Raw genomic sequence first — 25,582 nt, forward strand, 5'->3', positions numbered from 1 at the left:
CACACCATCGCCACCGAGAAACACGTTCTCGGCCACTCCGGGGCAACTGTTCCAGCCTAGCTCATCAAGTCTACCCAGTCAAAGCCGGGCTGAACGATCAAGCAGACTGCGGGATTGTCGGGCGCCTACGTCCAACCTCGTGTCCCTGGCCTCTCGGCCGGGTCGGTGTCCGTGTCGCTCTGACTCGACAAAAGTTACGCGGCGGCGAACGTTGTGGCAAATCGCCATGTCGCGCCCCGCTCGACTCGGAAGTTGCCAGGTCAGAGGAGTCGAGACGGCCACCGAACCGGCACTTTCGGGGGACATCGAACTTTGTGACGCCGGACACTCTCGGCGCTCCCCCGGTACGACGGCTCGCTCAGCGCGCCACCACCGGGGCCGAAACCCGCTCGATCGCGCCGCCGAGATCGGTCAGGTTCTCGACGAAACGCGGGTATCCGCGGTCGATGTGGAACACGTCGTGGACCTCGGTGACGCCGTCCGCCACCAGGCCGGCCAGCACGAGACCCGCGCCCGCACGGATGTCCGAGGACCAGACCGGGGCGCTCGAGAGACGCGGGATCCCACGGACCACCGCGTGGTGCCCATCGGTGCGGGCATCGGCGCCGAGCCTGATCATCTCCTCGACGAACCGGAACCGCGCCTCGAAGACGTTCTCGGTGATCATCGAGGTCCCGTCCGCCACGGCCGCCAGGCCGATTGCCATCGGCTGGAGATCGGTCGGAAATCCCGGGTACGGCAGCGTCGCGTAGTTCACCGCGGTCGGCCGGCCCTCCTGCACGATCCGGAAGCCGTCCGGCTCCATGGTCACCTGCGAGCCCGCGGAACGGAGCTTGTCGAGCACGAGCGAGAGGTGCTTCGGGTTCACCCCGCGCACCCGCACGTCGCCCCTCGTCATGGCGGCGGCCATCCCCCACGTCGCCGCCACGATCCGGTCACCGATCACCCGATGGGTGGTCGGTTGCATGGTCTTGACCCCCCGAATGGTCAGCGTCGTCGAGCCGGCACCCTCGATCTGGGCGCCCATCCGCCTGAGCATGTTGCACAGGTCCACGATCTCGGGCTCGCGGGCAGCGTTGTCGATGACCGTCTCCCCCTTGGCCAGCACCGCGGCCATCAGGATGTTCTCGGTGGCACCGACCGACGGGAAGGCCAGCCGGATGGTGGCGCCGTGCAGATCGTCCGCCTCCGCGACAACGCACCCGTGCTGGATCTCGCTGCGAGCGCCGAGCAACTCCAGTCCCGACTGATGCATGTCGAGCGGACGCGAGCCGATCGCGTCGCCGCCGGGAAGCGCGACCACGGCGCGCCTGCACCGGGCGACCAGCGGTCCGAGGACGCACACCGAGGCACGGAACTGGGTCACCGCCGGGAAGTCGGCGTGGTACTTCGGCTCGGCCGGTGTCGTGATCCGCGCCTCGTCGCCGTCGAGCACCACCTCGCAGCCGAGCCCGCGCAGGACCTCCGCCATCAACGGGACGTCGAGGATGTCCGGGCAGTTGGTGATGGTGGTCGTACCCTCCGCCAGGAGCGCGGCCGCCATCAACTTCAGGACGCTGTTCTTCGCGCCGCCCACCGAGACCTCACCCGTCAGCCTGTTGCCGCCGGTGACTAGAAAGCGTTCACTCACGTGCGACAGCCTAGTCAGCCCCGACCGGCTCACGACCGCGAGCGGTCCCGATCGGATCGCCGCGGGCGGTACCGTGACGTCATGTCCGTACACCTGACCCGCATCTACACCCGCACCGGCGACGACGGGACCACCGGTCTCAGCGACTTCTCGCGGGTGTCGAAGAACGACCCGCGGCTGATCGCGTACGCGGACTGCGACGAGGCCAACGCCAGCCTCGGTGTGGCGCTCGCACTCGGGCAGCCGGACCCGGAGCTCGTCACGGTTCTCCGCCAGGTCCAGAACGATCTCTTCGACGCGGGCGCGGACCTGTCCACCCCGGTCGTCGCGGATCCGAAGTACCCGCCGCTGCGGGTCACCGCCGGATACATCGACCGCATCGAGGGCTGGTGCGACCAGTACAACGAGTCGCTGGCCCCGCTGAACTCCTTCATCCTCCCGGGCGGGACCCCGCTGGCGGCGCTCCTGCACGTGGCCCGCACCGTGGTGCGACGCGCCGAACGCTCCGCCTGGGCGGCGGTGGACGCGTCCCCCGACGACACCAGTGTGCTGCCGGCGAAGTACCTGAACCGACTCTCCGACCTGCTGTTCATCCTCAGCCGCGCGGCGAACCCCGAGGGGGACGTGTTGTGGAAGCCAGGAGCCGGCGGCACCGAATCCGCGGACGGGCACTGAAACGAGAAAGACCCCGGCGATGAGCCGGGGTCTTCGATATGGGTGCGTGTCAGGCCGGACGGCCTCGCATCGACCGTCCCGAGGGACGCGATTCCACCCACGAGAGGAACGCCGTGAGGGCGCCGGAATCGAGCGCGACCTCGTAGCCGTTGTCGCCGTCCTGCACCGACAGGATCACGATCTCGTCGGTCATGATGTCGAACTCGGTGTCGCGGGGTCCACGCCGATCCCCCACTTCGATGCCCTGCCTGCTGATCCGGGAGTCGGGTCCCGGCCGGAGGCTGGAGAGCTTGTAGAACACGAGGTCTTCTTCGCCGTACCGGATGACCCCGTGACGCCAGCCCTGTCCGGGGGCCGCGGGGGTGGACCGGACGATCGCCGCCGTACCGCCCCGGCGGAGCACCCCCAACCGATACACGAAAGCCGCGACGAGCGCCGCGAGCAGCACTACCAGAATGAAGAGAACTGTCACTCCGGTGTTCACTGCTCGTCGGCCTTGCTCGTCGCGGCTATCGGGTTGGTACCGGTCAGGCCCGCTCGACGGCGCGCAGCTGGCCCTTGGCGATCGCGATCGCCTCCAGGTCGGCCCGCTCATCCGTCAGCACGGTCTTGGCAGCCTCGACATCGACGTCACCCGCGAAGTCCGCGGACTCCGCCAGAATCGTGACGGTCGTGCCCGTCACCGAGAGGAAGCCACCGTGCACCGCGGCGACGATGCGCTCGCCGTCGGCGGTGGTGATGGAAACCACGCCCGCCTCGATCAGCTGCCCGAGGACCGGCTCATGTCCGTACATGATGCCGATCTCGCCCTCGGTGGTCTGAGCGCTGACGAGCGTCGCCGAACCCGACCACAGCCGCTGCTCGACGGCAACGAGCTCAACGGTCATCTCAGCCATGGTCGACTACTTCCCGGCGATCTTCTTGGCGGCGGCCTCGACGTCGTCGAGTCCACCGCAGCTGTTGAACGCCTGCTCGGGCAGGTGATCGAACTCGCCCTTGCAGACGAGGTCGAACGCCTCGATCGTGTCGCGCAGCGGCACGACAGAGCCGGCCTCACCCGTGAACTTCTCGGCCACGATGAAGTTCTGGCCGAGGAACTTCTGCAGGCGACGCGCGCGGCCGACGAGGATCTTGTCCTCTTCCTGCAGCTCGTCCATACCGAGGATGGCGATGATGTCCTGCAGTTCCTTGTACTTCTGCAGGATCCGCTTGACCTCGTTCGCGACGCGGAAGTGCTCCGCACCGACGATGCCGGGCTCGAGGATGCGCGAGGTCGACGTCAGCGGGTCCACAGCGGGGTAGATACCCATCTGCGAAATCGGACGCGAGAGCTCGGTGGTCGCATCGAGGTGCGCGAAGGTGGTCGCGGGCGCCGGGTCGGTGTAGTCGTCGGCGGGGACGTAGATCGCCTGCAGCGAGGTGATCGAGCGGCCACGGGTCGAGGTGATGCGCTCCTGGAGCTCACCCATCTCGTCCGCCAGCGTCGGCTGGTAACCCACGGCGGAGGGCATACGACCCAGCAGGGTCGAGACCTCGGAGCCGGCCTGGGTGAAGCGGAAGATGTTGTCGATGAAGAGCAGCACGTCCTGGTTCTGCACATCGCGGAAGTACTCCGCCATGGTCAGCGCCGACAGGGCGACGCGCATACGCGTTCCCGGCGGCTCATCCATCTGACCGAACACGAGGGCGGTGTCCTGGAGAACACCCATCTCGGCCATCTCGAGGTGGAGGTCGGTGCCCTCACGGGTGCGCTCACCGACGCCTGCGAACACCGAGGTTCCGGAGAACTCGCGGGCGATACGGGTGATCATCTCCTGGATCAGAACGGTCTTGCCGACGCCGGCACCACCGAACAGACCGATCTTGCCGCCCTTGACGTACGGGGTCAGCAGGTCGATGACCTTGATGCCCGTCTCGAGGATCTCGGTCTTGCCCTCGAGCTGGTCGAAGGCGGGGGGCTTGCGGTGGATGCCCCACTGCTCGCCGTCGCGTCCGAGGCCGGGGGTGTCGAGGCAGTCACCGAGGGCGTTGAACACGTGGCCCTTGACGACGTCACCGACGGGAACCGAGATCGGCTTGCCGGAGTCGACGACCGCCGCGCCACGGACGAGGCCGTCGGTCGGCTGCATCGAAATGGTGCGCACCAGGTTGTCGCCCAGGTGCTGCGCCACCTCGAGGGTCAGCGTCTTCGCGACCGTCGGCAGAGTGACCTCTGCGTTCAGCGCGTTGAACAGAGCGGGAACGGCGCCACGCGGGAACTCAACGTCCACAACGGGACCGATGACCCGCACGACCCGGCCGGACGTGGTGCCCGAGCCGTTCGCGTTGGTTTGGGTTACTGCTGCGGTCATGTGTCTAGTCACTTCCTGCGCTCGAGGCGAGCGCATTCGCGCCACCGACGATCTCGCTGATTTCCTGGGTGATCTGGGCCTGGCGAACCTGGTTGGCCTCGCGGCTCAGGGTGTTCACCAGCTCGTTTGCGTTGTCCGTGGCCGCCTTCATGGCGGTACGACGTGAAGCCGACTCCGAGGCCGCCGCATCGAGCAGCGAGGAGTAGATACGGGTGCTGATGTACTTCGGCAGCAGCGCCGAGAGCAGCGTCCCGGCCTCCGGCTCGAAGTCGTACTGCGCCGTCGGCTGAGCACCGTTCGAATCGGAGAGCATGTCCTCCCCGAGTTCGAAGTTCTCGTCCTTGTACTCGACCTCGAGCGGAGCCATCCGCCGGACCTCCGGCGTCTGGGTCAGCATCGACACGAAGCGGGTGTAGACGATGTGCAGTTCGTCCACGCCCTCGACGGTGCCCTCACCGTTGTACGCGGCGACCTCGGAACCCGACCCGGCCATGAAGAGCTCGACCAGGTGCCGGCTCGCCTTGGCGGCGTCCGCGTAACCGGGCTGCTGAGAGAACCCGGTCCAGGCGCCCTTCAGATCGCGATCGCGGAACGTGTAGTACGTCAGGCCCTTCGCGCCCATCGCGTACAGCACCGGCTCCTTGCCCTCGGAACGCAGCAGCTGCATCAGCTCCTCCGCCTCCTTGAGGACGTTGGAGTTGTAGCCGCCGCACATGCCGCGGTCGCTGGTGACGACCAGCACGGCAGCCCGCTTGGGCTCCGGCCGCTCGTTCAGCAGCGGGTGGTCGAGCGACCCGGAGGCGCTCGCCAGCGCGGAGAGCACCTTGGTGATCTCCTCGGCGTAGGGCTTGGACGCCGCAACCCTGGCCTGAGCCTTGGTGATGCGGGAGGTCGCGATCAGCTCCTGCGCCTTGGTGATCTTCTTGGTCGAGTTGACTGACTTGATACGTGAGCGCAGTTCGCGCAGGCTTGCCATCTACTCAGTCACACTCCCTTCCCACGAGATTCCGACACGGCAGTCACGCTCACTTGCTGACGTGCTTGCGAGTGACGGAAACCTGCTCCTGGCTGACCTCGTCCGCGCCGAGGGTCGAGGCCTCGGCCTCGTTGACCACGCGGCTGCCGTCGGAGGCGATGAAGCCTTCCTTGAACTTGTCGGTCGCGGCCATGAGGGCGTCGATCGAGGTGTCGTCGAGGGCCTTGCCGCCCTTGATGGACTCGTAGACCGAGGTCGCATTGCGGTGCAGGTCCTCGAGCAGCTCGGCCTCGAAGCGGCGGACATCGCCGACCGGCACCGAGTCGAACACGCCCTCGCCCGCGAGGTAGATCGAGACGATCTGGTCCTCGACGGCGATTGGGGAGTACTGGTCCTGCTTGAGCAGCTCGACCAGACGCTGGCCACGCTCGAGCTGGGCCTTGGAGGCGTCGTCCAGGTCGGAGGCGAAGGCCGAGAAGGCCTCCAGCTCACGGAACTGGGCGAGCTCGAGACGCAGCGAACCGGAGACCTTCTTCATGCCCTTGGTCTGCGCGGCGCCACCGACTCGGGAGACCGAGATACCGACGTTGATCGCGGGGCGGATGCCCTTGTTGAACAGGTCGGACTCGAGGAACACCTGACCGTCGGTGATGGAGATGACGTTGGTCGGGATGTAGGCCGAGACGTCGTTGGCCTTGGTCTCGATGATCGGCAGTGCGGTCAGCGAGCCGCCGCCGAGCTCGTCGGAGAGCTTGGCCGAACGCTCCAGCAGACGGGAGTGCAGGTAGAACACGTCACCGGGGTACGCCTCGCGGCCCGGCGGACGACGCAGCAGCAGCGAGATGGCGCGGTACGCCTCGGCCTGCTTGGTCAGGTCGTCGAACACGACGAGGACGTGCTTGCCCTGGTACATCCAGTGCTGGCCGATGGCCGAGCCGGTGTACGGGGCGAGCCACTTGAAGCCGGCCGAATCGGAGGCCGGGGCGGCGACGATGGTGGTGTACTCCATCGCGCCCTGCTCCTCGAGGGCCTGCTTGACGCCCGCGATCGTGGAGCCCTTCTGGCCGATGGCGACGTAGATGCAGCGAACCTGCTGCTTCGGGTCACCGGTCGCCCAGTTGGCCTTCTGGTTCAGGATGGCGTCGACGCAGACCGCGGTCTTGCCGGTCTTGCGGTCGCCGATCACCAGCTGGCGCTGTCCACGGCCGATCGGGGTCATCGCGTCGATGGCCTTGATGCCGGTCTGCAGCGGCTCCTCGACGGGCTGACGCTCCAGCACGGACGCGGCCTGCAGCTCGAGCGCACGGCTCTCGGTGCTCTCGATCTCGCCGAGGCCGTCGATCGGCTGGCCGAGCGGGTTCACCACGCGACCGAGGAAGGCGTCGCCGACCGGCACGGACAGCACGTCGCCGGTCCGCTTGACCTGCTGGCCCTCTTCGATGTCCGCGAAGTCGCCCAGGATGACGGCACCGATCTCGGTGGCCTCCAGGTTCAGCGCCACGCCGAGCACGCCGCCGGGGAACTCCAGCAGCTCGTTGGCCATCGCCGAAGGCAGGCCGGTGACGTGCGCAATGCCGTCACTGGTGTCGGACACCACGCCGACCTCCTCGCGGGAGGCCTCCGGGGAGTAGCTCGCGGTGTAGTTCTCAATCGCGCTACGGATCTCGTCGGAGGAGATCGTCAGCTCCGCCATGTTTTTCCTGCTCTCGGTATCTGGTCTTCGAATATCTGGAGTTTGAGGTCGGGCGCGAACGCCGGGACTACTTGAGGGTCTTGCGCAGTGACGCGAGACGTCCCGCCGCACTGCCGTCGATGACCTCGTCGCCCACGCGAACGACAAGGCCGCTCAGGAGCTCGGGGTCGACCTCCACGTGCACGGTGACCGGCTTGCCGTAGGTGCGGCTCAGGATCGCGGCGAGCCGCTCCTCCTGATCGGAGGACAGCGCCGAGGCGCTGCGCACGTGTGCGACCGCCTTGTCGCGTCGCGCCGCCGCCAGTTCCGACAGCTCGTTGAAGGCATCCGCGGGTGCGGTCCGCAACCGGCCGACGGCCTGGCTGGCCAGCGCCTCGGAGATCGCGGTGACCTTGCCGTAGAGCAGCTTGGCCAGCAGTTCGCGCTTGGCCGCGGTGGGCGTCGCGCGATCCGACAGTGCCTGCTCGAGGCCGGAGTCCGCCGCCACGATGCGGCCGAGGCGGAAGAGCTCGTCCTCGACGGTGTCGAGCTGACCCTGATCGTCGGCCGCCTTGAGCAGCGACTCCCGACCGAGCAGCACCAGCGAGTTCCGCAGGTCCGCCGAGCTCGACCAGTCCTGGGACATGGCCGCCTTCAGCGTCGCGAGGGTCTCGGCCGAAACCTTGGCCGAGAACACCTGCTCGGCCAAGGCCTGCCGAACCGCCGCGGGGGCCGAGGGGTCGGACAGGGCGGCGCGAAGCGTGCGCTGTCCGTCGAGGACCTCGACCACCGTGAACAGCTCGGCACCGGTCTGTGCCGCAGCTGCAGTCGCCGCGCCGGCCGACACTCCGGCCAACGCTGATTCCAGGGCGCTCCTCGTGTGAGTCAGCGCCTCACGGCTTGCTGCGTACATGGTGCTCACTTTCCGGCTGCGGAGTCAGCGCTGACGGCGTCCAGTTCGCTGAGGAAACGATCGATCGAACCCGACCGCTTGACCTCGTCGGCCAGCGACTCGCCGATGACCTTCTCGGCCAGATCGACTGCGGTCCGGCCCAGGTCGCTGCGCAGTTCGGTGACGATCTGCTGACGCTGAGCGGCGAGCTGGCTGCTGCCCGCGGCCACGATGCGGTCGCTCTCCACCTGTGCCTGGACCTTCATCTCGGCGATGATCTGCTGGCCCTGGGTGCGGGCATCCTCACGGATGGCCGCGGCCTCGGTCCGTGCCTCGGCGAGCTGGGCGCGGTACTGCTCCAGCGTCTCCTTGGCCTCGGCCTGAGCTTCCTCGGCGCGCTTGATGCCGCCCTCGATCTGCTCGGAACGGTCCGCCAGCACCTGCTGGAACTTCGGAAGGACGTACTTCCAGAAGACGAAGCCGATGATAGCTACGCAGACCGCCGACCACACGATGTCGTAGGTCGCGGGGACGAGGGGATTGATGTCCTCGCCTTCCGCGGCTGCGATCAATGCAATGGTTGACATGGCGAGATCAGAAAATGAAGCCGGCGACGAGGCCGATCAGCGCGAGGGCCTCGGTGAACGCGATACCGAGGAACATGTTGGTACGGATCTGGCCGGCCAGCTCGGGCTGACGCGCGATGCCCTCGATGGCCTTGCCGACGACGATGCCCACACCGATGCCGGGGCCGATGGCCGCGAGGCCGTAGCCGATGGCGCCGTAGCCCTTGCCGGTGGTCGTCTGCTCAACGGCTTCCTGTGCCAGGTACGCGAGGCTCATTTGGTTTCCGTTCCCTTTCCGTTGCCCACCACCGGGATTCGGCGGATGGGTCAGTTTGTGTGTAGTGCGGTCAGTGCGAGTCGGCGTGCAGCGCCAGGTCGATGTACACGGCGGTCAGCAGGGCGAAGACGTACGCCTGCAGGAAGATCACCAGCATCTCGAACAGGGTGAACCCGAAGCCGGCGGCGAGGGAGAACACGCCGAAGACCTTCATCCCGGCTGCTGCCTCGAAGAAGAAGAACTGCGTGGCGCTGAAGAACAGCACCAGCATGATGTGACCGGCCAGCATGTTGGCCATGAGTCGGACGGTCAGCGTGAACGGCCGGAGGATGAAGGTCGAGATGAACTCGATCGGGATCAGCAGGAAGTGCAGCGCGATCGGGACGTTCGGGACCACGATGCTGCTCTTCACGTACTTGAAGAAGCCGTACTTCTTGATGCCCACGTAGTTGAACGTGATGTACGCCAGGGCCGCCAGGACGATCGGCATGCCGACGCGGGCGTTCGAGGAGATGTTCAGGAACGGGATGATGCTCGACGCGTTCAGGAACAGCACGGTGAAGAAGATCGTGGTGATCACGGGCAGGAATCGCTTGCCCTGCTCCTTGCCGAGCACCTCGTCCGCGATCTGGTTCTTGACGAATCCCAGACCCATCTCGGCGAGGTTCTGCGCGCCGCGCGGGACGAGCTTCGGGCTGCGCATCGCGATCACGAAGAAGGCGAGCAGCACGACCGTCATCAGGATGCGGATGAGCATCAGCCGGTCGAGCTCGAAGGGCGTGCCCTCGAACAGCACGGCGGGAGGGAAGAAGTCTGCAAGTGACGGCGGATGGAACTCCGCGGCCAGGGTGGTGACGCTCAGCGGTCTCTCCCGTAGTCGTGGCCGCAGGCGGCATCGCCTGCGGTTCGATCGGACATTGACGATCTAACAAGTCGACAAGGTCGGCTCGCGTATTCGTCAGCTGCTGTGGCCGATTCACTCGGCCCCGCGTCTGTCGGTGTCGGCGGACTGTCGTCGACTCGGTGTTCCCCGACCTGCCAATTCCGAACAGCCGAAAGTGGCAATCGTGGTCACCTGCGAGGCTGCCGGACCCTGCGAAATGTGTGTTTCGCGTGGTTCCCGCGCTCGCTTGGCCCTGACCCTACCAATACATCTACGACGTTGTGTAGATGGGGGTCCCGCTTGACCGATTACGACAGGTCGTCGTACTACTTTTCGTCGGATTCGGGCTCACCGGCTTGGCCGTCCTGCTGTGCGGGAGCGCCGTCCTGCTGTGCGGGAGTGACATACGGCACCTTCACCTTGAGCAGCCCGTACGTCTCGGCACCGAGCACGATGATCAGCGCCAGCACCATGACGATGACCAGTGCCTGCTTGCTGTAGAAGTCCATGCCCTTGAGCACGCCGAGGACCAGGATCGCCAGGATCATCTTGAGCAGCCAGCTGCCCAGCAGCACCGCACCCGAGGTGGCGGGCGGGAGCTTCTCGGTGAACAACACGGCCAGCGCGGTGCACAGGATGAATCCGCCACCGACGGCGACGCCGATCAGCGCACCCCACAGCCCCGGCATGCCTGCGGCCAGTGCGGCGACGATCGAGCCGACCACCGCGAGCGCGATCAGGCCGATCACCCCATAGCGAACCGCGGCACGCAGCGGAGCGGACTGGTCGGGCACGGGTTCCGGAGAGAAGGTCACGGTGCGCAAGCCTAGCTGGCTAGGGCTCGCCCACTCGATCGCGACCGGGGATCTGCTTCAGGCGCAGCGACGGCACCGCGGTGACGACCAGGGCGAACACCAGGCCGCCCGCCACCAGCAGGACCACGATCCTCCGGTCGATCAGGGCCGACCCGACGGCACCGAACGCCAGCACCCCGACCCACAAATAGATCAGCAGCACCACCCGCCGATGGGAATGCCCGATCTGCAGCAGCCGGTGATGCAAATGCATCTTGTCGGGGCTGAACGGGCTGCGGCCCGCCCTGGTCCGACGGACCACCGCGAGCAGCAGGTCGAGGATCGGGATGAACATCACCGCACCCACCAGCAACAGCGGCGAGAGCAGACCGAGGATGTCCTTGGTGCCGTAGGCGCTGAGCGGGATCCGCCCGGACGCGCTGGTCGAGATGGCTGCCAGCATCAGCCCGATCAGCATCGAACCCGAGTCCCCCATGAAGATCCGGGCGGGCTGGAAGTTGTGTGGCAGGAAGCCCAGGCACGCCCCCGCGAGGGCGGCGGCCAGCATCGCCGGCGGATACGCGCTCACGTCTCCCCCCTGCTCGTGCAGCAGGCCGACCGAGAAGACGCAGATCGCCAGCGCGGCGATCAGCCCGAGACCGGCCGCGAGGCCGTCGAGGCCGTCGACGAAGTTCATGGCATTGATCATCACGACGGCGATGAGCACCGTCACCAGGCCCGACTGCAACTGGTCGAGGACCAGCGTGGTGCCGTTGAAGGGCAGGTACAGCACGAACCAGCTGACCCCCATCACCACCAGCACGCCCGCGGCGGTGACCTGCCCGACGAACTTCGTCAGGGCGTCGAGCCCCCACCGGTCGTCGATGATCCCCACCAGCACGATGACGCCACCGGCGACGAGCGCAGCCGGGATGTCCTTGGTGTTGTAGTCGAATCCCCTGGCCAGCGCGGGCAGCTGCTGCGCGAACAGCAGGGCCGCGACGAACCCGACGTACATGCCGACGCCACCGAGCCGGGGCGTGGGCTCGACGTGGACGTCGCGATCTCGCGGGATCGCCACCGCCCCGAACTTGAGGGCGAGCAGCCGGACGGCGCCGGTGGCGAGGAACGTGATGACCGCCGCGGTGAAGAGCACCAGCAACAGTTCCCTGATCGGGACCCCGGCCCCCCGGCCCGACTGAGCGAGCAATGCTGAATGGGCGACGATCACGTCGAAGAGGCTACCGTCACCGCGCGCCATCCCCCGCCGCCGGATTCGCCTGCGTGCGCACCCGGGGGTAGGCAGGCTTGCGCGCGACCATCTCCGACACCTCGCGCGCGATGTCGGCCAGTTCGGCGTCGCCCGCGGTGGTGCCGTCCTCGGCCCGTACGGCCCTGGCGATCAGCCCGCCGACCGCCGCGCACTCGTCGGCGCCGAAGCCCTGCGTGGTCACCGCGGCCGATCCGACCCGGATCCCGGACGCCACCATCGGCGGCGCCGGGTCGTACGGGATCGCGTTCTTGTTCAACGTGATTCGGGCCGCATCGCACCGCCGTTCCGCCTCGGCCCCGGTCACCCCGAGCTCGCGCAGGTCCAGCAGGGCCAAATGGGTGTCGGTGCCGCCGGACACCGCGCGCATGCCGCCGGCCTCGAGCGCCTTCGTCATCGCCGCGGCGTTGTCCACCACGCTCGCCGCGTACGCCCGGTAGTCGTCGGTCGCGGCTTCCTTCAGCGCCACCGCCTTGGCTGCGATCGAGTGCATGAGCGGTCCGCCCTGGCTGAAGGGGAACACCGCCTTGTCGATCGCCTTGGCATGCTCGGCTCGACACATCAGCATGCCGCCGCGTGGGCCACGCAGGACCTTGTGGGTGGTGGCGGACACGACGTCGGCGTACGGCACCGGCGACGGGATCGCCCCGCCCGCCACCAGCCCGATGAAGTGGGCGGCGTCGACCCACAGGATCGCGCCCACCTCGTCGGCGATCTGCCGGAACCTCGCGAAGTCGATGAGACGCGGATAGGCGGTCGCGCCCGCGACGATGATCTTCGGTCGATGCGTCAGCGCGAGGTCGCGGACCTCGTCGTAGTCGATGAGCTCGGTGGACTTGTGCACGTGATACGGGATCGGCGTGAACCACTTGCCCGAGAAGCTCACCTTGGACCCGTGGGTGAGGTGGCCACCGTGCGGCAGGCTCATCGCCAGCACCGGATCGCCGGGCTGTGCGAACGCCGCGTAGACCGCCAGGTTGGCATTGGCCCCCGAATGCGGCTGTAGGTTCGCGTGCTCGGCCCCGAACAGCGTCTTGGCACGCTCGATCGCCAGGTTCTCGGCGCGGTCGACCTCGGCGCAGCCCCCGTAGTACCGGTGGCCCGGATAGCCCTCGGCGTACTTGTTGCTCAACGTCGACCCGAGCGCGGCCAGGACCGCGGGGCTGGTCAGGTTTTCGCTGGCGATCAGCTGCAGCCCGCCGCGCAGGCGGTCCAGCTCGGCGAGCGTGATCTCGGCGATCTCCGGGTCGGTCCGCTCCAGTTCGGAGAAGTCCGGCCCCCAGAACGCCGAGCCCGGCCCCGGGGATCCCGTATCGCTCATTTCGGTACCCGTCCCGGCAGCAGGCTCTCGACCGTCACGCCGAGGACGTCCGCGATATCGGATGCGGGAACTGCGCCCTCGCGCAGGATCCGCGGCTCGTCGGCCGTCAGATCCACGATCGTCGAGGCCACCGCGTGCTGTGCCGGGCCGCCGTCCAGGTACACCGACGCCGCGCTGCCGAGCTGATCGCGGGCCTGCTCGACCGTGGCGGCCGGTGCGTGCCCGGAGATGTTCGCACTCGAGACCGCGAGCGGGCCCACCTCCCGCAGCAACTCGAGGGCGACCGGGTGCAGCGGCATCCGCAACATCACCGTGCCCCGGGTGTCGCCGAGGTCCCACGCCAACGACGGCGCTTGCTGGACAACGAGACTGAGCCCACCGGGCCAGAAGGCGCGGATGAGCTCACGCGCCTGCGGCCGCACCGTGAAGACGAGTCCGTCGATGGTGTTCCACGAGCCGACGAGCACCGGCACGGGCATGTCCCGCCCGCGGCCCTTGGCGCGCAGCAACGAGGTGACGGCCTCGCCGTCGAAGGCGTTGGCCGCGAGGCCGTAGAGGGTGTCGGTCGGCACGACGACGAGGCGCCCGGCCTTGAGCGAGTTCGTCGCGGCAGCGATGCCCGCCTCGCGCGAATCGGTGTTCCGGCAGTCGTAGACGATGCTCACGCCCCCATCCTCCCATCCGCGTCGATCCGTCGCAGACACACCTGGTGGTTCCGCGGGCTCCACGCACCGAGCCATTGGTCGTTCCGCAGGCTCCACGCACGGTGGTCAGTGCCCGCGGGCCGCCTCGGCGTCCGTTGCGACCCGGCGGGCGACCACGAATCGGGGTTTACCTGCCAGGTCCGGGTGCTCGGCGACCTCGCCGAACACCCGTCGCTCGCGCAGCAGGGCCGCCACCTGACCGCCGTTGGTGTCGTCGTGTTCGATGGCCATCGCGCCGCCGATCTTCAGCCAGCGCGCGATATTGGAGACCATCGGGGTGATCACCGACAGCCCGTCGGGCCCGCCGAACAGCGCGAGATGCGGATCGAACTCCGCGACCTCGGGTTCGAGCTGAGCGCCATCCGGGATGTACGGCGGATTCGACACCACGACGTCGACCTTGCCCTCGAGCTCGGTGAGCAGCGAACGATCGGTGACGTCGCCCTGGTGCAGCGTGATGGGCGTGTCGCCCGCGTTCGCCCGGGCCTCGGCGTTGCGGCGGGTCCAGGCCAGGGCGGCCGGATCCAGTTCCACCGCGTGCACGATCGCGTCCGGGCGGGCGTTCGCCAGCGCCAAGGCCAGGGCGCCCGTGCCCGCGCACAGATCGAGGATCACCGGCGGATGCGCGGGGTTCCCCTCGAGGAAGGCCAGTGCCCACGCGAACAGCAGCTCGGTCTCCGGCCTGGGCACGAACACCCCCGGTCCGACCTCGAGGTCGATGTCGCCCATCGACGACACCCCGGTGATGTACTGCAACGGAACCCGCTCGGCACGCTTGGCGACCAGTCCGCGGTAGCGCTCGATCACCTCGGGGTCGACGAGCGGGACCAGTCCCAGCCTGGTCCGCTCGACCCCGACGACGTGGGCGGCGAGCAGTTCCGCGTCGGTGCGGGGACTGTGCACGCCCGCCTCCTCGAGCTGCTTGGTGGCCTCGAGGATCGCGAGGCGGAGGGGTTGACGGCTCACCAGCTCAGCCTGCCACGTGTCGGCGCCGGAACGTCGCATTGTCCGACCGTGCCCCGTGGCCTACTCCGCGGCGAGGCGGGCCTCCCGGTCCGACTTGCCGAGCGCATCGAGAAGCGCGTCCAGGTCGCCGTCGAGCACGGCATCGAGGTTGTGCGCCTTGAACCCGATGCGGTGATCAGTGATCCGGTTCTCGGGGAAGTTGTAGGTGCGGATGCGCTCGGAACGGTCCACGGTGCGCACCTGGCTCTGCCGGCCCGCCGACGCCTCGTCGGCGGCGGCCTCCTCCGCGGCGGCCTGCAGCCGGGCCGCGAGCACCTGCATCGCGCGGGCCTTGTTCTGCAGCTGCGAGCGCTCGTTCTGGCAGGTCACGACGATGCCGGTGGGCAGGTGGGTGATCCGGACCGCGGAGTCGGTGGTGTTGACGCCCTGCCCGCCCTTGCCGGACGAGCGGTAGACGTCGATGCGCAGGTCGGTCTCGTCGATCTGCACCTCCTCGACCTCCTCCGGCTCCGGGTAGATCAGCACGCCCGCCGCCGAGGTGTGCACGCGGCCCTGTGACTCGGTGACGGGCACCCTCTGGACGCGGTGCACGCCGCCCTCGAACTTGAGCCGGGCCCAGACACCGTCGCGGGTGTCGCCCTTCGACTTGATCGACAGGGTCGCGTCCTTGTAGCCGCCGAGGTCGGAGATGTTCGCATCCAGGACCTCGACCCGCCAGCCGTGCCGCTCGGCGTAGCGCAGGTACATCCGGGCCAGGTCCGCCGCGAACAGCGCGGACTCCTCGCCGCCCTCGCCGGATTTCACCTCGAGCACCACGTCGTCGCTGTCGTGCGGGTCCCGCGGTGCGAGCAGGTCGGTGAGGGCGACGTCGAGCTCGGCCACCTTGGCCTCCAGCTCGGGCACCTCGGCGGCGAAGCTCGAGTCGTCGGCGGCCAGCTCGCGGGCGGCCTCCAGGTCCTCGCGCGCGGCCTGCAGCTTGGTGTGGGTGGCCATGATGGGGGCGAGCTCGGCGAACCGCTTGCCGACCCGGCGGGCGGCCGCGGGGTCGTTGTGCAGGGACGGATCGGAGAGCTGCAGCTCGAGTCCGGCGTGCTCGGCCAAGATGTCATCGATCGCCGACGGCTGGGTGGTCCCCGCCATGGTTCGCTCCTCGGTTGTCGGCACCCCGAGGGGATGCCGGGCAGTGCAGTGGGTGGATGTTGGCGCCGGGTCCGGCGCGCGCACCACGGGTACAAAAAAACCGACGCCCGGCCTGCAATGGAACACAGGACGGGCGTCGGCGGGACAGCTAGCTGTCGGCGTCGGCCTTCTTGCCGGCGCGCTTGCCGTAGCGAGCCTCGAAGCGCGCGACGCGTCCACCGGTGTCGAGGATCTTCTGCTTGCCGGTGTAGAACGGGTGGCACTGCGAGCAGACCTCGACGTTGATGCGTCCGGACTCCTTGGTGCTGTGGGTCTCGAACGTGTTACCGCAACCGCAGACGACGGTGGTCGCCACGTAGTTGGGGTGGATTCCTGCCTTCATGGTGTCCCTTTCAGTGGTCGCCGGGTCGCCTTCGCCAATCGAAGCCGTGAACCGGAACCGGACATTGTTGTGCTCGCTCGCGGCAAATGCCACGGGCGCGATGGTTCATTCTGCCAGAACGCGCGCATCAAGTCCTAACGACCAGGTACCGCGATCTGTTCCCGACCGGTGCGAACGCGACGCAGGCCCCGGGAACCGTGCGGTTTCCGGGGCCTGCGTCGTGGCACGGCTGCTAGTCGTCGTCGCCCATCGCTCCCGGCGCGGTCTTGGAGACCTGCATCAGGAACTCGAGGTTGTTCTTACTCTTCTTGAGCCGGTCGATCAGCAGGTCGATCGCCTGGTGCGAGTCCAGGCCGGACAGCACCCGGCGCAGCTTGTGCAGCACCGCCGCCTCGTCCGGGCTGAGCAGCAGCTCGTCCTTGCGGGTACCGGACGGGTTGACGTCGACCGCGGGGAAGACCCGACGCTCGGCGATCTTGCGATCGAGCTTGAGCTCCGCGTTGCCGGTGCCCTTGAACTCCTCGAAGATCACGGTGTCGCCGGTGGAGCCGGTCTCGACCATCGCGGTGGCGATGATCGTGAGCGAGCCGCCGTTCTCGATGTTGCGAGCCGCGCCGAGGAACCGCTTCGGCGGGTACAGCGCGGTCGAGTCGACACCACCGGACAGGATTCGTCCCGAGGCGGGCGAGGAGTTGTTGTACGCCCGGCCGAGTCGAGTGATCGAGTCGAGCAGCACGACGACGTCCTTGCCCTCCTCGACGAGGCGCTTGGCCCGCTCGATGGCGAGCTCGGCGACCGAGGTGTGGTCTGACGGCGGCCGGTCGAAGGTGGAGGCGATGACCTCACCCTTCACCGAACGCTGCATGTCGGTGACCTCTTCCGGACGCTCGTCGACCAGGACGACCATCAGGTAGCACTCGGGGTTGTTCGTCGCGATGGCGTTCGCGATCGCCTGCAGAACGCTCGTCTTACCGGCCTTCGGCGGGCTCACGATCAGGGCGCGCTGCCCCTTGCCGATCGGCATCACCAGGTCGATGACACGGGTGGTGAGGATGTTCGGCGTGGTCTCGAGGCGCAGCCGCTGGTTCGGGTAGAGCGGCGTCAGCTTGCCGAACTCGGGACGCCGCTTGGCCGCCTCGACGTCACCGCCGTTGACGGTGTCCAGCCGGACCAGCGGGTTGAACTTCTGGCGCTGGCTGCCACCGCCGCCGCCCTCACCCTCGCGGGCGACGCGGACGGCACCGGTGATGGCGTCACCACGACGGAGTCCGTTCTTGCGGATCAGGTTCATCGAGACGTACACGTCGTTCGGGCCGGCGAGGTAGCCGGAGGTCCGCACGAACGCGTAGTTGTCGAGCACGTCCAGGATGCCCGCGACGGGCTGGAGGACGTCGTCCTCGCGGATCTCCAGGTCGCGGTCCGAACCTGCGCCGCCGCCCTCGCCACGGTCACGTCCACGACGACGCTCGCGGAATCGGCGTCCCCGCCGACCCCGGCCGTCCTCGTCCTCGCCGCCGCGGTTGTCGCCCCGGCCCTCGCCACGCGGGCCGTTGCCGCCCTGGCCACGCTCGCCCTGGTTGCGCTCACCCTGGTTGCGCTCACCCTGGTTGCGCTCACCCTGGCCGCGCTCGCCCTGGTTGCGCTCGCCCTGGTTGCGGTCGCGACGGTTGCGCTCGCCGCCCTGCTCCTGGCGTCCGCCCTGATCCTGACGGGGCTGGCGGTCGCCGCCCTGTTCGGCCGCAGGGGCCGTCGACGCCGTCGACTCACCCTGCTCGGGCGAACCGGCCTGGCGAGACGACCCGCGGCGCTGCCGGTTTCGGCGTCCGCCCTGCTCGCCCTCGGCGGACTCGACGGGCTGCGTGGCCGGGCGCTCGGTGGCCGCGGGGGCCGACTCGACGGCGGGAGCGGCCTCGGCGACCCGCTGCGGCGCGGTCGTGGCCTCGCTCGCCGGGGCCTCGACGGGAGCCGCCGCCTTGGGAGCAGCCGTCTTGGTGGCGGACGAGCCGCCCTGACGCTCCTTGATGGCCGCGATCAGGTCACCCTTGCGCAGGCCGGACGTCCCCTTGATACCGAGCTCGGACGCGAGTCCGCGCAGCTCGGCCAGCACCATTCCGGACAGGCCGGAACCGCGCCGGGCGTCGGCGCGCTTGGTGGAGGTTGCCACGGCGTCGCCGGTGGCCTCTGAAGTGTGTGCAGTGCCGCCGGCCTGGCTCGCCGCGGAGTCAACCGGGGTGTCGAGAACAGGTGTGGCGATCAGGTCCGTATCGGTCACGGAGATCCTTTCCTTCCCTCGCTCGCGCGGCGCGAAGTCGAGGGTTCGTCCCGAAGCTCAGCTCACTCGCTGAACTCGGTTGTGCCGGACGTGTTCACTGGATGGAACTATCGGCTCGTCCGCCCCCGTGGCCCCTCGAGCAGGCACGTTCCAGTCGATCACCGCGGAAATCACGCGAGGGAATCGAGCCAGATGCGTCTACTCCTGCTTCGGCGATCCCGCAATCGGGGAGCCTCGGTTTCGGAGTGAATGCCCTGGTAGAACACCGGCGTCAGATGCGCACGATGGGCGAACGACCCTCAGGATAGCCTCGAACCGAGCCGTGGGCAAGGACCCGCGCGCCGGTGTGCCGCCGGTCAACCGACCTGCACACCGTCCGCCACGTCGAGCTCGAGCACCCTGAGTCCGTCCGCTTCGGCCTTTCGGCGCAGGTCCTCGGGGAACGGCCGGGTGGACAGCGCCAGCACGGTGGGTCCCGCTCCGGACACCGTCGCCGCGATGCCCGCCCGACGCAGGGTGGCGATCCAGCGCGTGGTCACCGGCAGCGCCGCGGCCCGCTGGCGCTGGTGCAGCCGGTCCTCGGTCGCCGCCATCAGGAGATCCGGGCGGCTGGTCAGCGCGACCACCGCCAGCGCTCCGCGGCTGACGTTGAACGCGGCATCAGCGTGCGGGACCTGTTCCGGGAGCATGCCCCGGGTGTGTGCAGTCGAGGAACGCTCCGACGGCACCAGCGCCACCACCCTGATGTCGGGGTGCACGTCCAGCCGCACCGCCGCAAAGGTCCGCGGCGAGTCCGCATCCCCGGCGTCCTCGCTCCAGGAGACCACCGCGCCGCCGAGCACGCTCGCCGACGCGTTGTCGGGGTGGCCTTCGAACTCGGACGAGAGCTGGACCAACTGCTCCTGGGTCAGCGCCAGCCCCGGGTCGAGCCTGCTCGCCAGCCCGTTCGCGACCGCGAGGCCGCCGACCGCGGCCGAAGCCGAGGAACCGAGGCCTCGCGAATGCGGAATCGCATTGCGGCACACAACCTCCAGGCCGCCTGCCCAGACACCGATCGACTCGAGCCCGCGCTCGATCGCACGCACGACCAGGTGCGAGGGACCCCACGGCACGTCCTCGGCGCCCTCCCCCTCCACCCGGATCGTCAGCCCCGCGTCGGTGGTGGTCACGGTGATCTCGTCGTACAGCGCCAGGGCCATACCCAGCGTGTCGAAGCCCGGACCGAGGTTCGCCGTCGACGCAGGCACCCGTGCGGTCACGGTCAGCCCGGCGGGCAGCGTCTGAGTCATCGTGCTCCCTCCGATGCGCGGGTCAGCCACTAGACGAGCTCGAGCGCAGCGGCAACCGCCACCGGGTCGACCGGAATCGGCTGCACAGCAGGCATTCCCGCGAGCGCGGTGTCGGGATCCTTGAGGCCGTTGCCGGTCACCGTGCACACCACGGTGAGCCCGGAGTCGAGCCAACCCTCCTTGCGCGCGGCCAGCAGGCCCGCCACGGACGCGGCGGATGCCGGTTCGACGAACACACCCTCGGTCCTGGCGATGAGCCGGTACGCCTCGAGGATCTCCTCGTCGGTGGCGGCACGGAACGCACCGTTCGACTCCTCCTTGGCCGCGACGGCACCGTCCCAGGACGCGGGCGAGCCGATGCGGATGGCGGTGGCGATGGTCTCGGGATCCTTGACCGGGGCACCGTGCACCAGCGGCGCCGCGCCAGCGGCCTGCACACCGAGCATGCGGGGACGCACAGTGGTGATCCCGTCCGCGAAGTACTCCGAGTACCCGCGCCAGTACGCGGTGATGTTGCCCGCGTTGCCCACCGGGAGCGCGTGCACGTCGGGGGCCTTGCCCAGCGCATCGCAGATCTCGAACGCCGCGGTCTTCTGGCCCTCGATGCGGACCGGGTTCACCGAGTTGACCAGACCGATCGTCGGGAACTCGGCGGTGGTCTTGCGTGCCAGCTCGAGGCAGTCGTCGAAGTTGCCCTCGACCTGGATGATCTTCGCGCCGTGCATGACCGCCTGGGCCAGCTTGCCCATCGCGATCTTGCCCTGCGGCACCAGCACCGCGCAGGTCATGCCCGCGACGGCGGCGTAGGCCGCGGCCGAGGCCGAGGTGTTGCCCGTCGAGGCGCACAGCACGGCCTTCTGGCCCCGGGCCAGGGCGTCGGTGACGGCCATCGTCATGCCGCGGTCCTTGAACGACCCGGTCGGGTTGAGGCCCTCGACCTTGAGGTGGACCTCGCAGCCGGTGATCTCGGAAAGGTGGGCCGCGGGGATCAGCGGGGTGCCGCCCTCGCGCAGCGTGATCGTCTTCCAGTTCGGACCGATGGCGAGTCGATCGCGGTACGCCTCGATCAGCCCCGGCCAGGGCGTGTGAACGGGGGTGTGCAGGCGGGGGCTATTCACTGGAACCTTCCAATCGGAGAACGCTGGTGACCGCGGTCACGAACTCGAGTTTGCCGAGCGCGGCAACGGTTTCGGACAGTGCCGAGTCGGTCGCCCGGTGGGTGACCACGATCAGGCCGGCACCGGTGCCGATGCCCTCCTGCCGGACCGTCGAGATGCTGACGTCGTGCTTGGCGAACTCGGCCGCGACCGCGGACAATACACCGGCACGGTCCGCGACCTGCATGTTGACGTAGTAGCGGGTGGGGATCTCGCCGATGGGCGCGATCTTGAGATCGGCGTACTTCGACTCACGGGGTCCGCGACCGCCGTGCACCCGGTTCCGGGCCGCCATCACCAGGTCGCCCATCACGGCGGAGGCGGTCGGCGCGCCGCCCGCGCCCTGCCCGTAGAACATGAGCCGGCCCGCGGCCTCGGCCTCGACCACGACCGCGTTGAACGCGCCGTTCACCGACGCGAGCGGGTGATCGAGCGGCACCAGCGCCGGGTAGACCCGCGCGGAGATCCGCTCGGATCCGTCCGTTCCGTTGATCCGCTCACAGATCGAGAGCAGCTTGATCGTGCAATTGAGCGACTTGGCCGCCTCGAGATCCGCCGAGGTGATCTTCGAGATGCCCTCGCGGTACACGTCGGCGGCGGTGACGCGGGTGTGGAACGCGATGGACGCGAGGATCGCGGCCTTCGCCGCGGCGTCGTAGCCCTCCACGTCCGCGGTCGGATCGGCCTCGGCGTAGCCGAGCCGGCCGGCCTCGGCGAGCGTGTCGGCGTAGTCGGCCCCGGTCTCGTCCATCGCCGAGAGGATGAAGTTGGTGGTGCCGTTGACGATTCCGGCGACCTTGTTGACCCGGTCGCCCGCGAGCGACTGGGTGAGCGGGCGGATCACCGGGATCGCACCCGCGACCGCGGCCTCGAAGTACAGGTCGACCCGCTTGTTCTCGGCCGCCTCGGCGAGCTCGCCGGTGTAGTCGGCCAGCAACGCCTTGTTCGCGGTGACCACCGACTTGCCCGAGTTGAGCGCGGCGAGGATCAGCTTGCGGGGCACCTCGATGCCGCCGATCACCTCGACGACGATGTCCACGTCGGCCCGTGCGACCAGAGAATCCGCGTCGGTGGTCAGCAGCTCTGCCGGAACCCCGCGGTCACCCTCGATCCGGCGCACCGCGATACCTCGCAGCACCACGGGCGCACCGACCCGCGCCTCGAGCTCGCGGGCGTGCTCGCGCAGGATGCGCACGACCTCACTGCCCACGTTGCCGAGGCCGAGGACCGCCACACCGATCGCGGCGTTGCCACTCGGTTCAGTCATGTTGCTGTACCTCCAAGCTGAGCAGATCTTCCACTGTTTCCCTGCGCAAGATCAGTCGGGACCGACCGTCTCGCACCGCGACCACTGCGGGCCGGGTGAGCAGGTTGTAGCGGCTGGACATCGAATAGCAGTATGCGCCAGTGGCGGCAACCGCGAGCAGGTCTCCCGCGTTGACATCCTCCGGCATCCAGGCGTCCCGGATGACGATGTCGCCACTCTCGCAGTGCTTTCCCACCACGCGGGCGACCACCGGGTCGGCCACGCTGTCGCGCGAGACCAGACGCGAGTCGTACTCGGCCTGATACAGCGACGTGCGGATGTTATCGCTCATCCCGCCGTCCACGCTGATGTATCGCCGGGTTGCGTTGGCACCCAAGCGAACATCCTTGACCGTGCCGACCTCGTACAGGGTCACCGTGCCCGGTCCCGCGATCGCCCGGCCCGGCTCGACCGCGAGGGTCGGCACGGGCAGTCCCGCGAGCGCCGACTCGGTCGCGACGATGTGTCCGAGCTTGGCCGCCAGGTCGTCCACCGGCGGCGGGTCGTCGCTCTCCAGGTACGAGATCCCCATCCCGCCGCCGAGATCGACGATCGAGATCTGCGAGGACTTGTCCACCCCGAACTCGGCGACGATGGTGCGGAGCAGCCCGATCACGCGGTGCGCGGCGAGCTCGAATCCGTCGACCTCGAAGATCTGCGAGCCGATGTGGCTGTGCAGCCCGACCAGCCGCAGGTTCTCGGTGGCGAACACCCGGCGGACGGCGTCCAGCGCCGCTCCGTCCGAGAGCGAGAACCCGAACTTCTGGTCCTCGTGCGCGGTGGCGATGAACTCGTGGGTGTGCGCCTCGACGCCGACCGTGACGCGGATCAGCACGTCCTGCACCACGCCGTGCGCGCCCGCGACACGGTCCAGGCGGTCGATCTCCTGGGTCGAGTCGAGCACGATGTGCCCGACACCCGCGGCCACCCCGGCCTCGAGCTCGGCGACCGACTTGTTGTTGCCGTGCATGGCAATTCGCTCGGCCGGGAAGCCCGCGTGCAGTGCGATGGCCAGCTCGCCGCCGGAGCAGATGTCGAGCGAGAGACCCTCCTCGGCGACCCAGCGCGCGATCTCACCGCACAGGAACGCCTTCGAGGCGTAGTGCACCTTGCCGGTGGGGCCGAAGGCACGGGCCATGTCGCGGCACCGGGACCGGAAGTCGTCCTCGTCGACGACGAACAGCGGCGTGCCGTACCGCTCGGCCAGCTCCGTGACAGGCACCCCGGCCAGCCGGACCACGCCGTCCTCACCGCGAGCGGCGTTGCGGGGCCAGACATCGGCGGGCAGGGCGGTCAGCTCGGCCGCGGACTCCGGCCTGGGCGGCAGTCCGGGCGCGTGCGGGATCTCGGCGTGCTTGGGTCCCGCCGGATGCGCGCTCACATTCGCTCCGGTGCGCTGACGCCGAGCACGGCGAGTCCGTTGGCGAGCACCTGGCGCGTCGCCGCGCACAGGGCCAGCCGGGCCGTGTGCAGATCGCCCGCGGGCTCGTCGCCCTGCGGCAGCACCCGGCAGTCGGTGTAGAACCGGTGATAGGTGCCTGCCAGCTCCTCCATGTACCTGGCGATCCGGTGCGGTTCACGCAGCTCGGCCGCCGCGGCCACGACCCGCGGGTACTCGCCGATGGTCCGGATGAGGTCGCCCTCCCGGTCGTGCGTGAGCAGCTCCAGCTTCGGGTTCTCGGTGGAGATGCCCAGCTCGGCCGCGTTCCGGCCGAGGGAGGCGAGCCGGGCGTGCGCGTACTGCACGTAGTAGACGGGGTTCTCGCTGGTGGTGCTGGCCCACAGCTCGAGGTCGATGTCCAGGCTCGAATCGACGGAGGACCGGATCATCGCGTATCGGGCGGCGTCGACGCCGATCGCCTCGACGAGGTCGTCGAGGGTGATGACGGTTCCGGCCCGCTTGCTCATCTTCACCGCGACGCCGTCGCGGACCAGGTTCACCATCTGACCGATCAACACCTCGACGGTGTCCGGGTCGTCGCCGAACGCGGCGGCCGCGGCCTTGAGTCGGCCGATGTAACCGTGATGGTCGGCGCCGAGCATGTAGATGCACAGGTCGAAGCCCCGCGAGCGCTTGTCCTGGAAGTAGGCGATGTCACCGGCGATATAAGCGGCGTTGCCGTCGCTCTTGATGACCACCCGGTCCTTGTCGTCCCCGAAGTCGGTGCTCTTGAGCCACCAGGCGCCGTCCTCCTCGTAGAGGTTCCCGGAGCCCTTGAGGGTGGCGACGGCCGACTCGACGGCACCGGACTCGAACAGCGAGTTCTCGTGGAAGTACACGTCGAAGTCGGTGCCGAACTCGTGCAGGGTCTTCTTGATGTGGTCGAACATCAGCGCCACACCGATGGCCCGGAACGTCTCCTGGCGCTCGTCGGCAGGCAGCGCCAACGCGTCCGGCCGCTGCCGGACGACCTCCGCGGCGATGTCGGAGATGTAGGCCCCCGCGTAGCCGTCCTCGGGAGCCGGGTCGCCCTTGGCCGCGGCGATCAGCGACCGCGCGAACCGGTCGATCTGGGCGCCGTGGTCGTTGAAGTAGTACTCGCGGGTGACGGCGGCACCCTGAGCGGTCAGGATGCGTCCGAGTGCGTCGCCGACCGCGGCCCACCTGGTCCCGCCGAGGTGGATCGGACCCGTCGGGTTCGCCGAGACGAACTCGAGGTTGATCCGCTTGCCGGCCAGCGCCTGGGACGAACCGAAGGCCTCACCCGCGGCGATGACATTCGCGACGATGACACCCTGTGCGGCCGCGGCGAGCCGGATGTTGAGGAAGCCGGGACCGGCCACCTCGACGGTCTCGATGCCGTCGGTGGCGGTCAGCTCGTCGGCCAGCCAGGTCGCCAGTTCGCGCGGGTTTGCGCCCGCCTTCTTGCCGACCTGCATGGCCACGTTGCTGGCGTAGTCCCCGTGCTCGGGGTTGCGGGGGCGTTCGACGGCGAGCGTCGCCGGGAGGACGCTCGCATCGAGCCCACGCTCGGCGAGGACCTTCGCGGCGGTCCCTCGGAGCAATTCGGCAAGGTCGGCAGGAGTCACAGGTATCTATCCTATGGTCTGGCCGTTCA

The 25,582-nt window shown here is 68.7% G+C and carries 24 protein-coding genes; 1 reads left to right on the forward strand and 23 read right to left on the reverse strand.

Annotated elements, in window-relative coordinates; all coding sequences use genetic code 11:
* Nucleotides 1-358: 358 nt before the first annotated feature.
* Nucleotides 359-1,630, reverse strand: a complete 1,272-nt coding sequence (gene murA / locus ACFQS9_RS16485; RefSeq protein WP_378406564.1) for a UDP-N-acetylglucosamine 1-carboxyvinyltransferase — start codon at nucleotides 1,628-1,630, stop codon at nucleotides 359-361.
* Between the two features lie 81 nt (nucleotides 1,631-1,711).
* On the opposite strand from murA, the gene ACFQS9_RS16490 reads away from it, so the two are divergent.
* Nucleotides 1,712-2,305 carry a cob(I)yrinic acid a,c-diamide adenosyltransferase gene (locus ACFQS9_RS16490; protein ID WP_378406566.1) on the forward strand — a complete coding sequence of 198 codons (594 nt, stop codon included), beginning with the start codon at nucleotides 1,712-1,714 and terminating at the stop codon, nucleotides 2,303-2,305.
* 49 nt (nucleotides 2,306-2,354) lie between these two features.
* On the opposite strand, the gene ACFQS9_RS16495 is transcribed toward ACFQS9_RS16490, so the two are convergent.
* The 22 genes from ACFQS9_RS16495 to argS form a co-directional block, all read right to left on the reverse strand.
* Nucleotides 2,355-2,777 carry a DUF2550 domain-containing protein gene (locus ACFQS9_RS16495; RefSeq protein WP_378406568.1) on the reverse strand — a complete coding sequence of 141 codons (423 nt, stop codon included), beginning with the start codon at nucleotides 2,775-2,777 and terminating at the stop codon, nucleotides 2,355-2,357.
* A gap of 55 nt (nucleotides 2,778-2,832) precedes the next feature.
* Nucleotides 2,833-3,201 carry a F0F1 ATP synthase subunit epsilon gene (locus ACFQS9_RS16500; protein WP_378406570.1) on the reverse strand — a complete coding sequence of 123 codons (369 nt, stop codon included), beginning with the start codon at nucleotides 3,199-3,201 and terminating at the stop codon, nucleotides 2,833-2,835.
* Between the two features lie 6 nt (nucleotides 3,202-3,207).
* Nucleotides 3,208-4,656 carry a F0F1 ATP synthase subunit beta gene (gene atpD / locus ACFQS9_RS16505; RefSeq protein ID WP_378406572.1) on the reverse strand — a complete coding sequence of 483 codons (1,449 nt, stop codon included), beginning with the start codon at nucleotides 4,654-4,656 and terminating at the stop codon, nucleotides 3,208-3,210.
* Between the two features lie 4 nt (nucleotides 4,657-4,660).
* Nucleotides 4,661-5,632: a F0F1 ATP synthase subunit gamma gene (locus ACFQS9_RS16510; RefSeq protein ID WP_378406574.1), complete on the reverse strand. Its 972-nt coding sequence runs from the start codon at nucleotides 5,630-5,632 to the stop codon at nucleotides 4,661-4,663.
* Between the two features lie 49 nt (nucleotides 5,633-5,681).
* Nucleotides 5,682-7,325: a F0F1 ATP synthase subunit alpha gene (atpA, locus tag ACFQS9_RS16515; protein ID WP_378406576.1), complete on the reverse strand. Its 1,644-nt coding sequence runs from the start codon at nucleotides 7,323-7,325 to the stop codon at nucleotides 5,682-5,684.
* A 67-nt stretch (nucleotides 7,326-7,392) separates the two neighbouring features.
* Nucleotides 7,393-8,217, reverse strand: a complete 825-nt coding sequence (locus tag ACFQS9_RS16520) for a F0F1 ATP synthase subunit delta (RefSeq protein WP_378406578.1) — start codon at nucleotides 8,215-8,217, stop codon at nucleotides 7,393-7,395.
* A gap of 5 nt (nucleotides 8,218-8,222) precedes the next feature.
* Nucleotides 8,223-8,783 carry a F0F1 ATP synthase subunit B gene (locus tag ACFQS9_RS16525; protein ID WP_378406580.1) on the reverse strand — a complete coding sequence of 187 codons (561 nt, stop codon included), beginning with the start codon at nucleotides 8,781-8,783 and terminating at the stop codon, nucleotides 8,223-8,225.
* Between the two features lie 7 nt (nucleotides 8,784-8,790).
* The gene (locus ACFQS9_RS16530) at nucleotides 8,791-9,039 is read right to left on the reverse strand and encodes an ATP synthase F0 subunit C (RefSeq protein WP_027503025.1); all 249 of its coding nucleotides are present in this window, start codon (nucleotides 9,037-9,039) and stop codon (nucleotides 8,791-8,793) included.
* 70 nt (nucleotides 9,040-9,109) lie between these two features.
* The gene (gene atpB / locus ACFQS9_RS16535; protein WP_378406583.1) at nucleotides 9,110-9,835 is read right to left on the reverse strand and encodes a F0F1 ATP synthase subunit A; all 726 of its coding nucleotides are present in this window, start codon (nucleotides 9,833-9,835) and stop codon (nucleotides 9,110-9,112) included.
* Nucleotides 9,836-10,248: 413 nt separating this feature from the next.
* Nucleotides 10,249-10,746 carry a hypothetical protein gene (locus ACFQS9_RS16540; RefSeq protein WP_378406585.1) on the reverse strand — a complete coding sequence of 166 codons (498 nt, stop codon included), beginning with the start codon at nucleotides 10,744-10,746 and terminating at the stop codon, nucleotides 10,249-10,251.
* A 10-nt stretch (nucleotides 10,747-10,756) separates the two neighbouring features.
* Nucleotides 10,757-11,977 carry a glycosyltransferase family 4 protein gene (locus tag ACFQS9_RS16545; protein ID WP_378406587.1) on the reverse strand — a complete coding sequence of 407 codons (1,221 nt, stop codon included), beginning with the start codon at nucleotides 11,975-11,977 and terminating at the stop codon, nucleotides 10,757-10,759.
* A complete protein-coding gene (locus tag ACFQS9_RS16550; protein ID WP_378406589.1) occupies nucleotides 11,964-13,307 on the reverse strand; it encodes a serine hydroxymethyltransferase in 1,344 nt (447 codons plus the stop codon). Before ACFQS9_RS16550 ends, ACFQS9_RS16545 begins: the two co-directional genes overlap by 14 nt.
* Complete coding sequence (locus tag ACFQS9_RS16555; RefSeq protein ID WP_378406591.1) at nucleotides 13,304-13,972, reverse strand: L-threonylcarbamoyladenylate synthase; 669 nt, start codon at nucleotides 13,970-13,972, stop codon at nucleotides 13,304-13,306. The genes ACFQS9_RS16550 and ACFQS9_RS16555 overlap by 4 nt, the downstream gene beginning before the upstream one ends.
* A 105-nt stretch (nucleotides 13,973-14,077) precedes the next feature.
* On the reverse strand, nucleotides 14,078-14,977 hold the full coding sequence (gene prmC / locus ACFQS9_RS16560) for a peptide chain release factor N(5)-glutamine methyltransferase (RefSeq protein ID WP_378406593.1): 900 nt from the start codon (nucleotides 14,975-14,977) through the stop codon (nucleotides 14,078-14,080).
* Between the two features lie 60 nt (nucleotides 14,978-15,037).
* Nucleotides 15,038-16,117, reverse strand: a complete 1,080-nt coding sequence (prfA, locus tag ACFQS9_RS16565) for a peptide chain release factor 1 (protein ID WP_378406595.1) — start codon at nucleotides 16,115-16,117, stop codon at nucleotides 15,038-15,040.
* Between the two features lie 148 nt (nucleotides 16,118-16,265).
* On the reverse strand, nucleotides 16,266-16,499 hold the full coding sequence (rpmE, locus tag ACFQS9_RS16570; RefSeq protein WP_027503018.1) for a 50S ribosomal protein L31: 234 nt from the start codon (nucleotides 16,497-16,499) through the stop codon (nucleotides 16,266-16,268).
* 232 nt (nucleotides 16,500-16,731) lie between these two features.
* Nucleotides 16,732-18,771 (reverse strand): transcription termination factor Rho, encoded by a 2,040-nt coding sequence (rho, locus tag ACFQS9_RS16575; protein WP_378406598.1) that lies wholly within the window; start codon nucleotides 18,769-18,771, stop codon nucleotides 16,732-16,734.
* A 356-nt stretch (nucleotides 18,772-19,127) separates the two neighbouring features.
* A complete protein-coding gene (thrB, locus tag ACFQS9_RS16580; protein WP_378406599.1) occupies nucleotides 19,128-20,060 on the reverse strand; it encodes a homoserine kinase in 933 nt (310 codons plus the stop codon).
* Nucleotides 20,061-20,089: 29 nt separating this feature from the next.
* Nucleotides 20,090-21,178: a threonine synthase gene (gene thrC / locus ACFQS9_RS16585; RefSeq protein WP_378406601.1), complete on the reverse strand. Its 1,089-nt coding sequence runs from the start codon at nucleotides 21,176-21,178 to the stop codon at nucleotides 20,090-20,092.
* Nucleotides 21,171-22,484 carry a homoserine dehydrogenase gene (locus ACFQS9_RS16590; protein ID WP_378406603.1) on the reverse strand — a complete coding sequence of 438 codons (1,314 nt, stop codon included), beginning with the start codon at nucleotides 22,482-22,484 and terminating at the stop codon, nucleotides 21,171-21,173. The genes thrC and ACFQS9_RS16590 overlap by 8 nt, the downstream gene beginning before the upstream one ends.
* Complete coding sequence (gene lysA, locus ACFQS9_RS16595) at nucleotides 22,477-23,904, reverse strand: diaminopimelate decarboxylase (protein WP_378406605.1); 1,428 nt, start codon at nucleotides 23,902-23,904, stop codon at nucleotides 22,477-22,479. Before lysA ends, ACFQS9_RS16590 begins: the two co-directional genes overlap by 8 nt.
* On the reverse strand, nucleotides 23,901-25,553 hold the full coding sequence (gene argS, locus ACFQS9_RS16600; protein WP_378406607.1) for an arginine--tRNA ligase: 1,653 nt from the start codon (nucleotides 25,551-25,553) through the stop codon (nucleotides 23,901-23,903). The genes lysA and argS overlap by 4 nt, the downstream gene beginning before the upstream one ends.
* Nucleotides 25,554-25,582 lie beyond the last annotated feature (29 nt).

This window comes from Rhodococcus daqingensis (assembly GCF_042665615.1).
In the GTDB taxonomy this organism is placed as follows: domain Bacteria; phylum Actinomycetota; class Actinomycetes; order Mycobacteriales; family Mycobacteriaceae; genus Rhodococcus_G; species Rhodococcus_G daqingensis.

Excerpts from the sequence above, each read along its gene's own strand:
- ACFQS9_RS16530 (WP_027503025.1), bottom strand. The coding sequence starts at position 9,039 with ATGAGCCTCGCGTACCTGGCACAGGAAGCCGTTGAGCAGACGACCACC.
- ACFQS9_RS16545 (WP_378406587.1), bottom strand. The coding sequence starts at position 11,977 with ATGGCGCGCGGTGACGGTAGCCTCTTCGACGTGATCGTCGCCCATTCA.
- ACFQS9_RS16500 (WP_378406570.1), bottom strand. The coding sequence starts at position 3,201 with ATGGCTGAGATGACCGTTGAGCTCGTTGCCGTCGAGCAGCGGCTGTGG.
- ACFQS9_RS16590 (WP_378406603.1), bottom strand. The coding sequence starts at position 22,484 with ATGACTGAACCGAGTGGCAACGCCGCGATCGGTGTGGCGGTCCTCGGC.
- ACFQS9_RS16525 (WP_378406580.1), bottom strand. The coding sequence starts at position 8,783 with ATGTCAACCATTGCATTGATCGCAGCCGCGGAAGGCGAGGACATCAAT.
- atpA (WP_378406576.1), bottom strand. The coding sequence starts at position 7,325 with ATGGCGGAGCTGACGATCTCCTCCGACGAGATCCGTAGCGCGATTGAG.
- prfA (WP_378406595.1), bottom strand. The coding sequence starts at position 16,117 with ATGGCGGGGACCACCCAGCCGTCGGCGATCGATGACATCTTGGCCGAG.
- ACFQS9_RS16510 (WP_378406574.1), bottom strand. The coding sequence starts at position 5,632 with ATGGCAAGCCTGCGCGAACTGCGCTCACGTATCAAGTCAGTCAACTCG.
- rpmE (WP_027503018.1), bottom strand. The coding sequence starts at position 16,499 with ATGAAGGCAGGAATCCACCCCAACTACGTGGCGACCACCGTCGTCTGC.
- ACFQS9_RS16490 (WP_378406566.1), top strand. The coding sequence starts at position 1,712 with ATGTCCGTACACCTGACCCGCATCTACACCCGCACCGGCGACGACGGG.
- thrB (WP_378406599.1), bottom strand. The coding sequence starts at position 20,060 with ATGACTCAGACGCTGCCCGCCGGGCTGACCGTGACCGCACGGGTGCCT.
- ACFQS9_RS16520 (WP_378406578.1), bottom strand. The coding sequence starts at position 8,217 with ATGTACGCAGCAAGCCGTGAGGCGCTGACTCACACGAGGAGCGCCCTG.
- ACFQS9_RS16550 (WP_378406589.1), bottom strand. The coding sequence starts at position 13,307 with ATGAGCGATACGGGATCCCCGGGGCCGGGCTCGGCGTTCTGGGGGCCG.
- atpD (WP_378406572.1), bottom strand. The coding sequence starts at position 4,656 with ATGACCGCAGCAGTAACCCAAACCAACGCGAACGGCTCGGGCACCACG.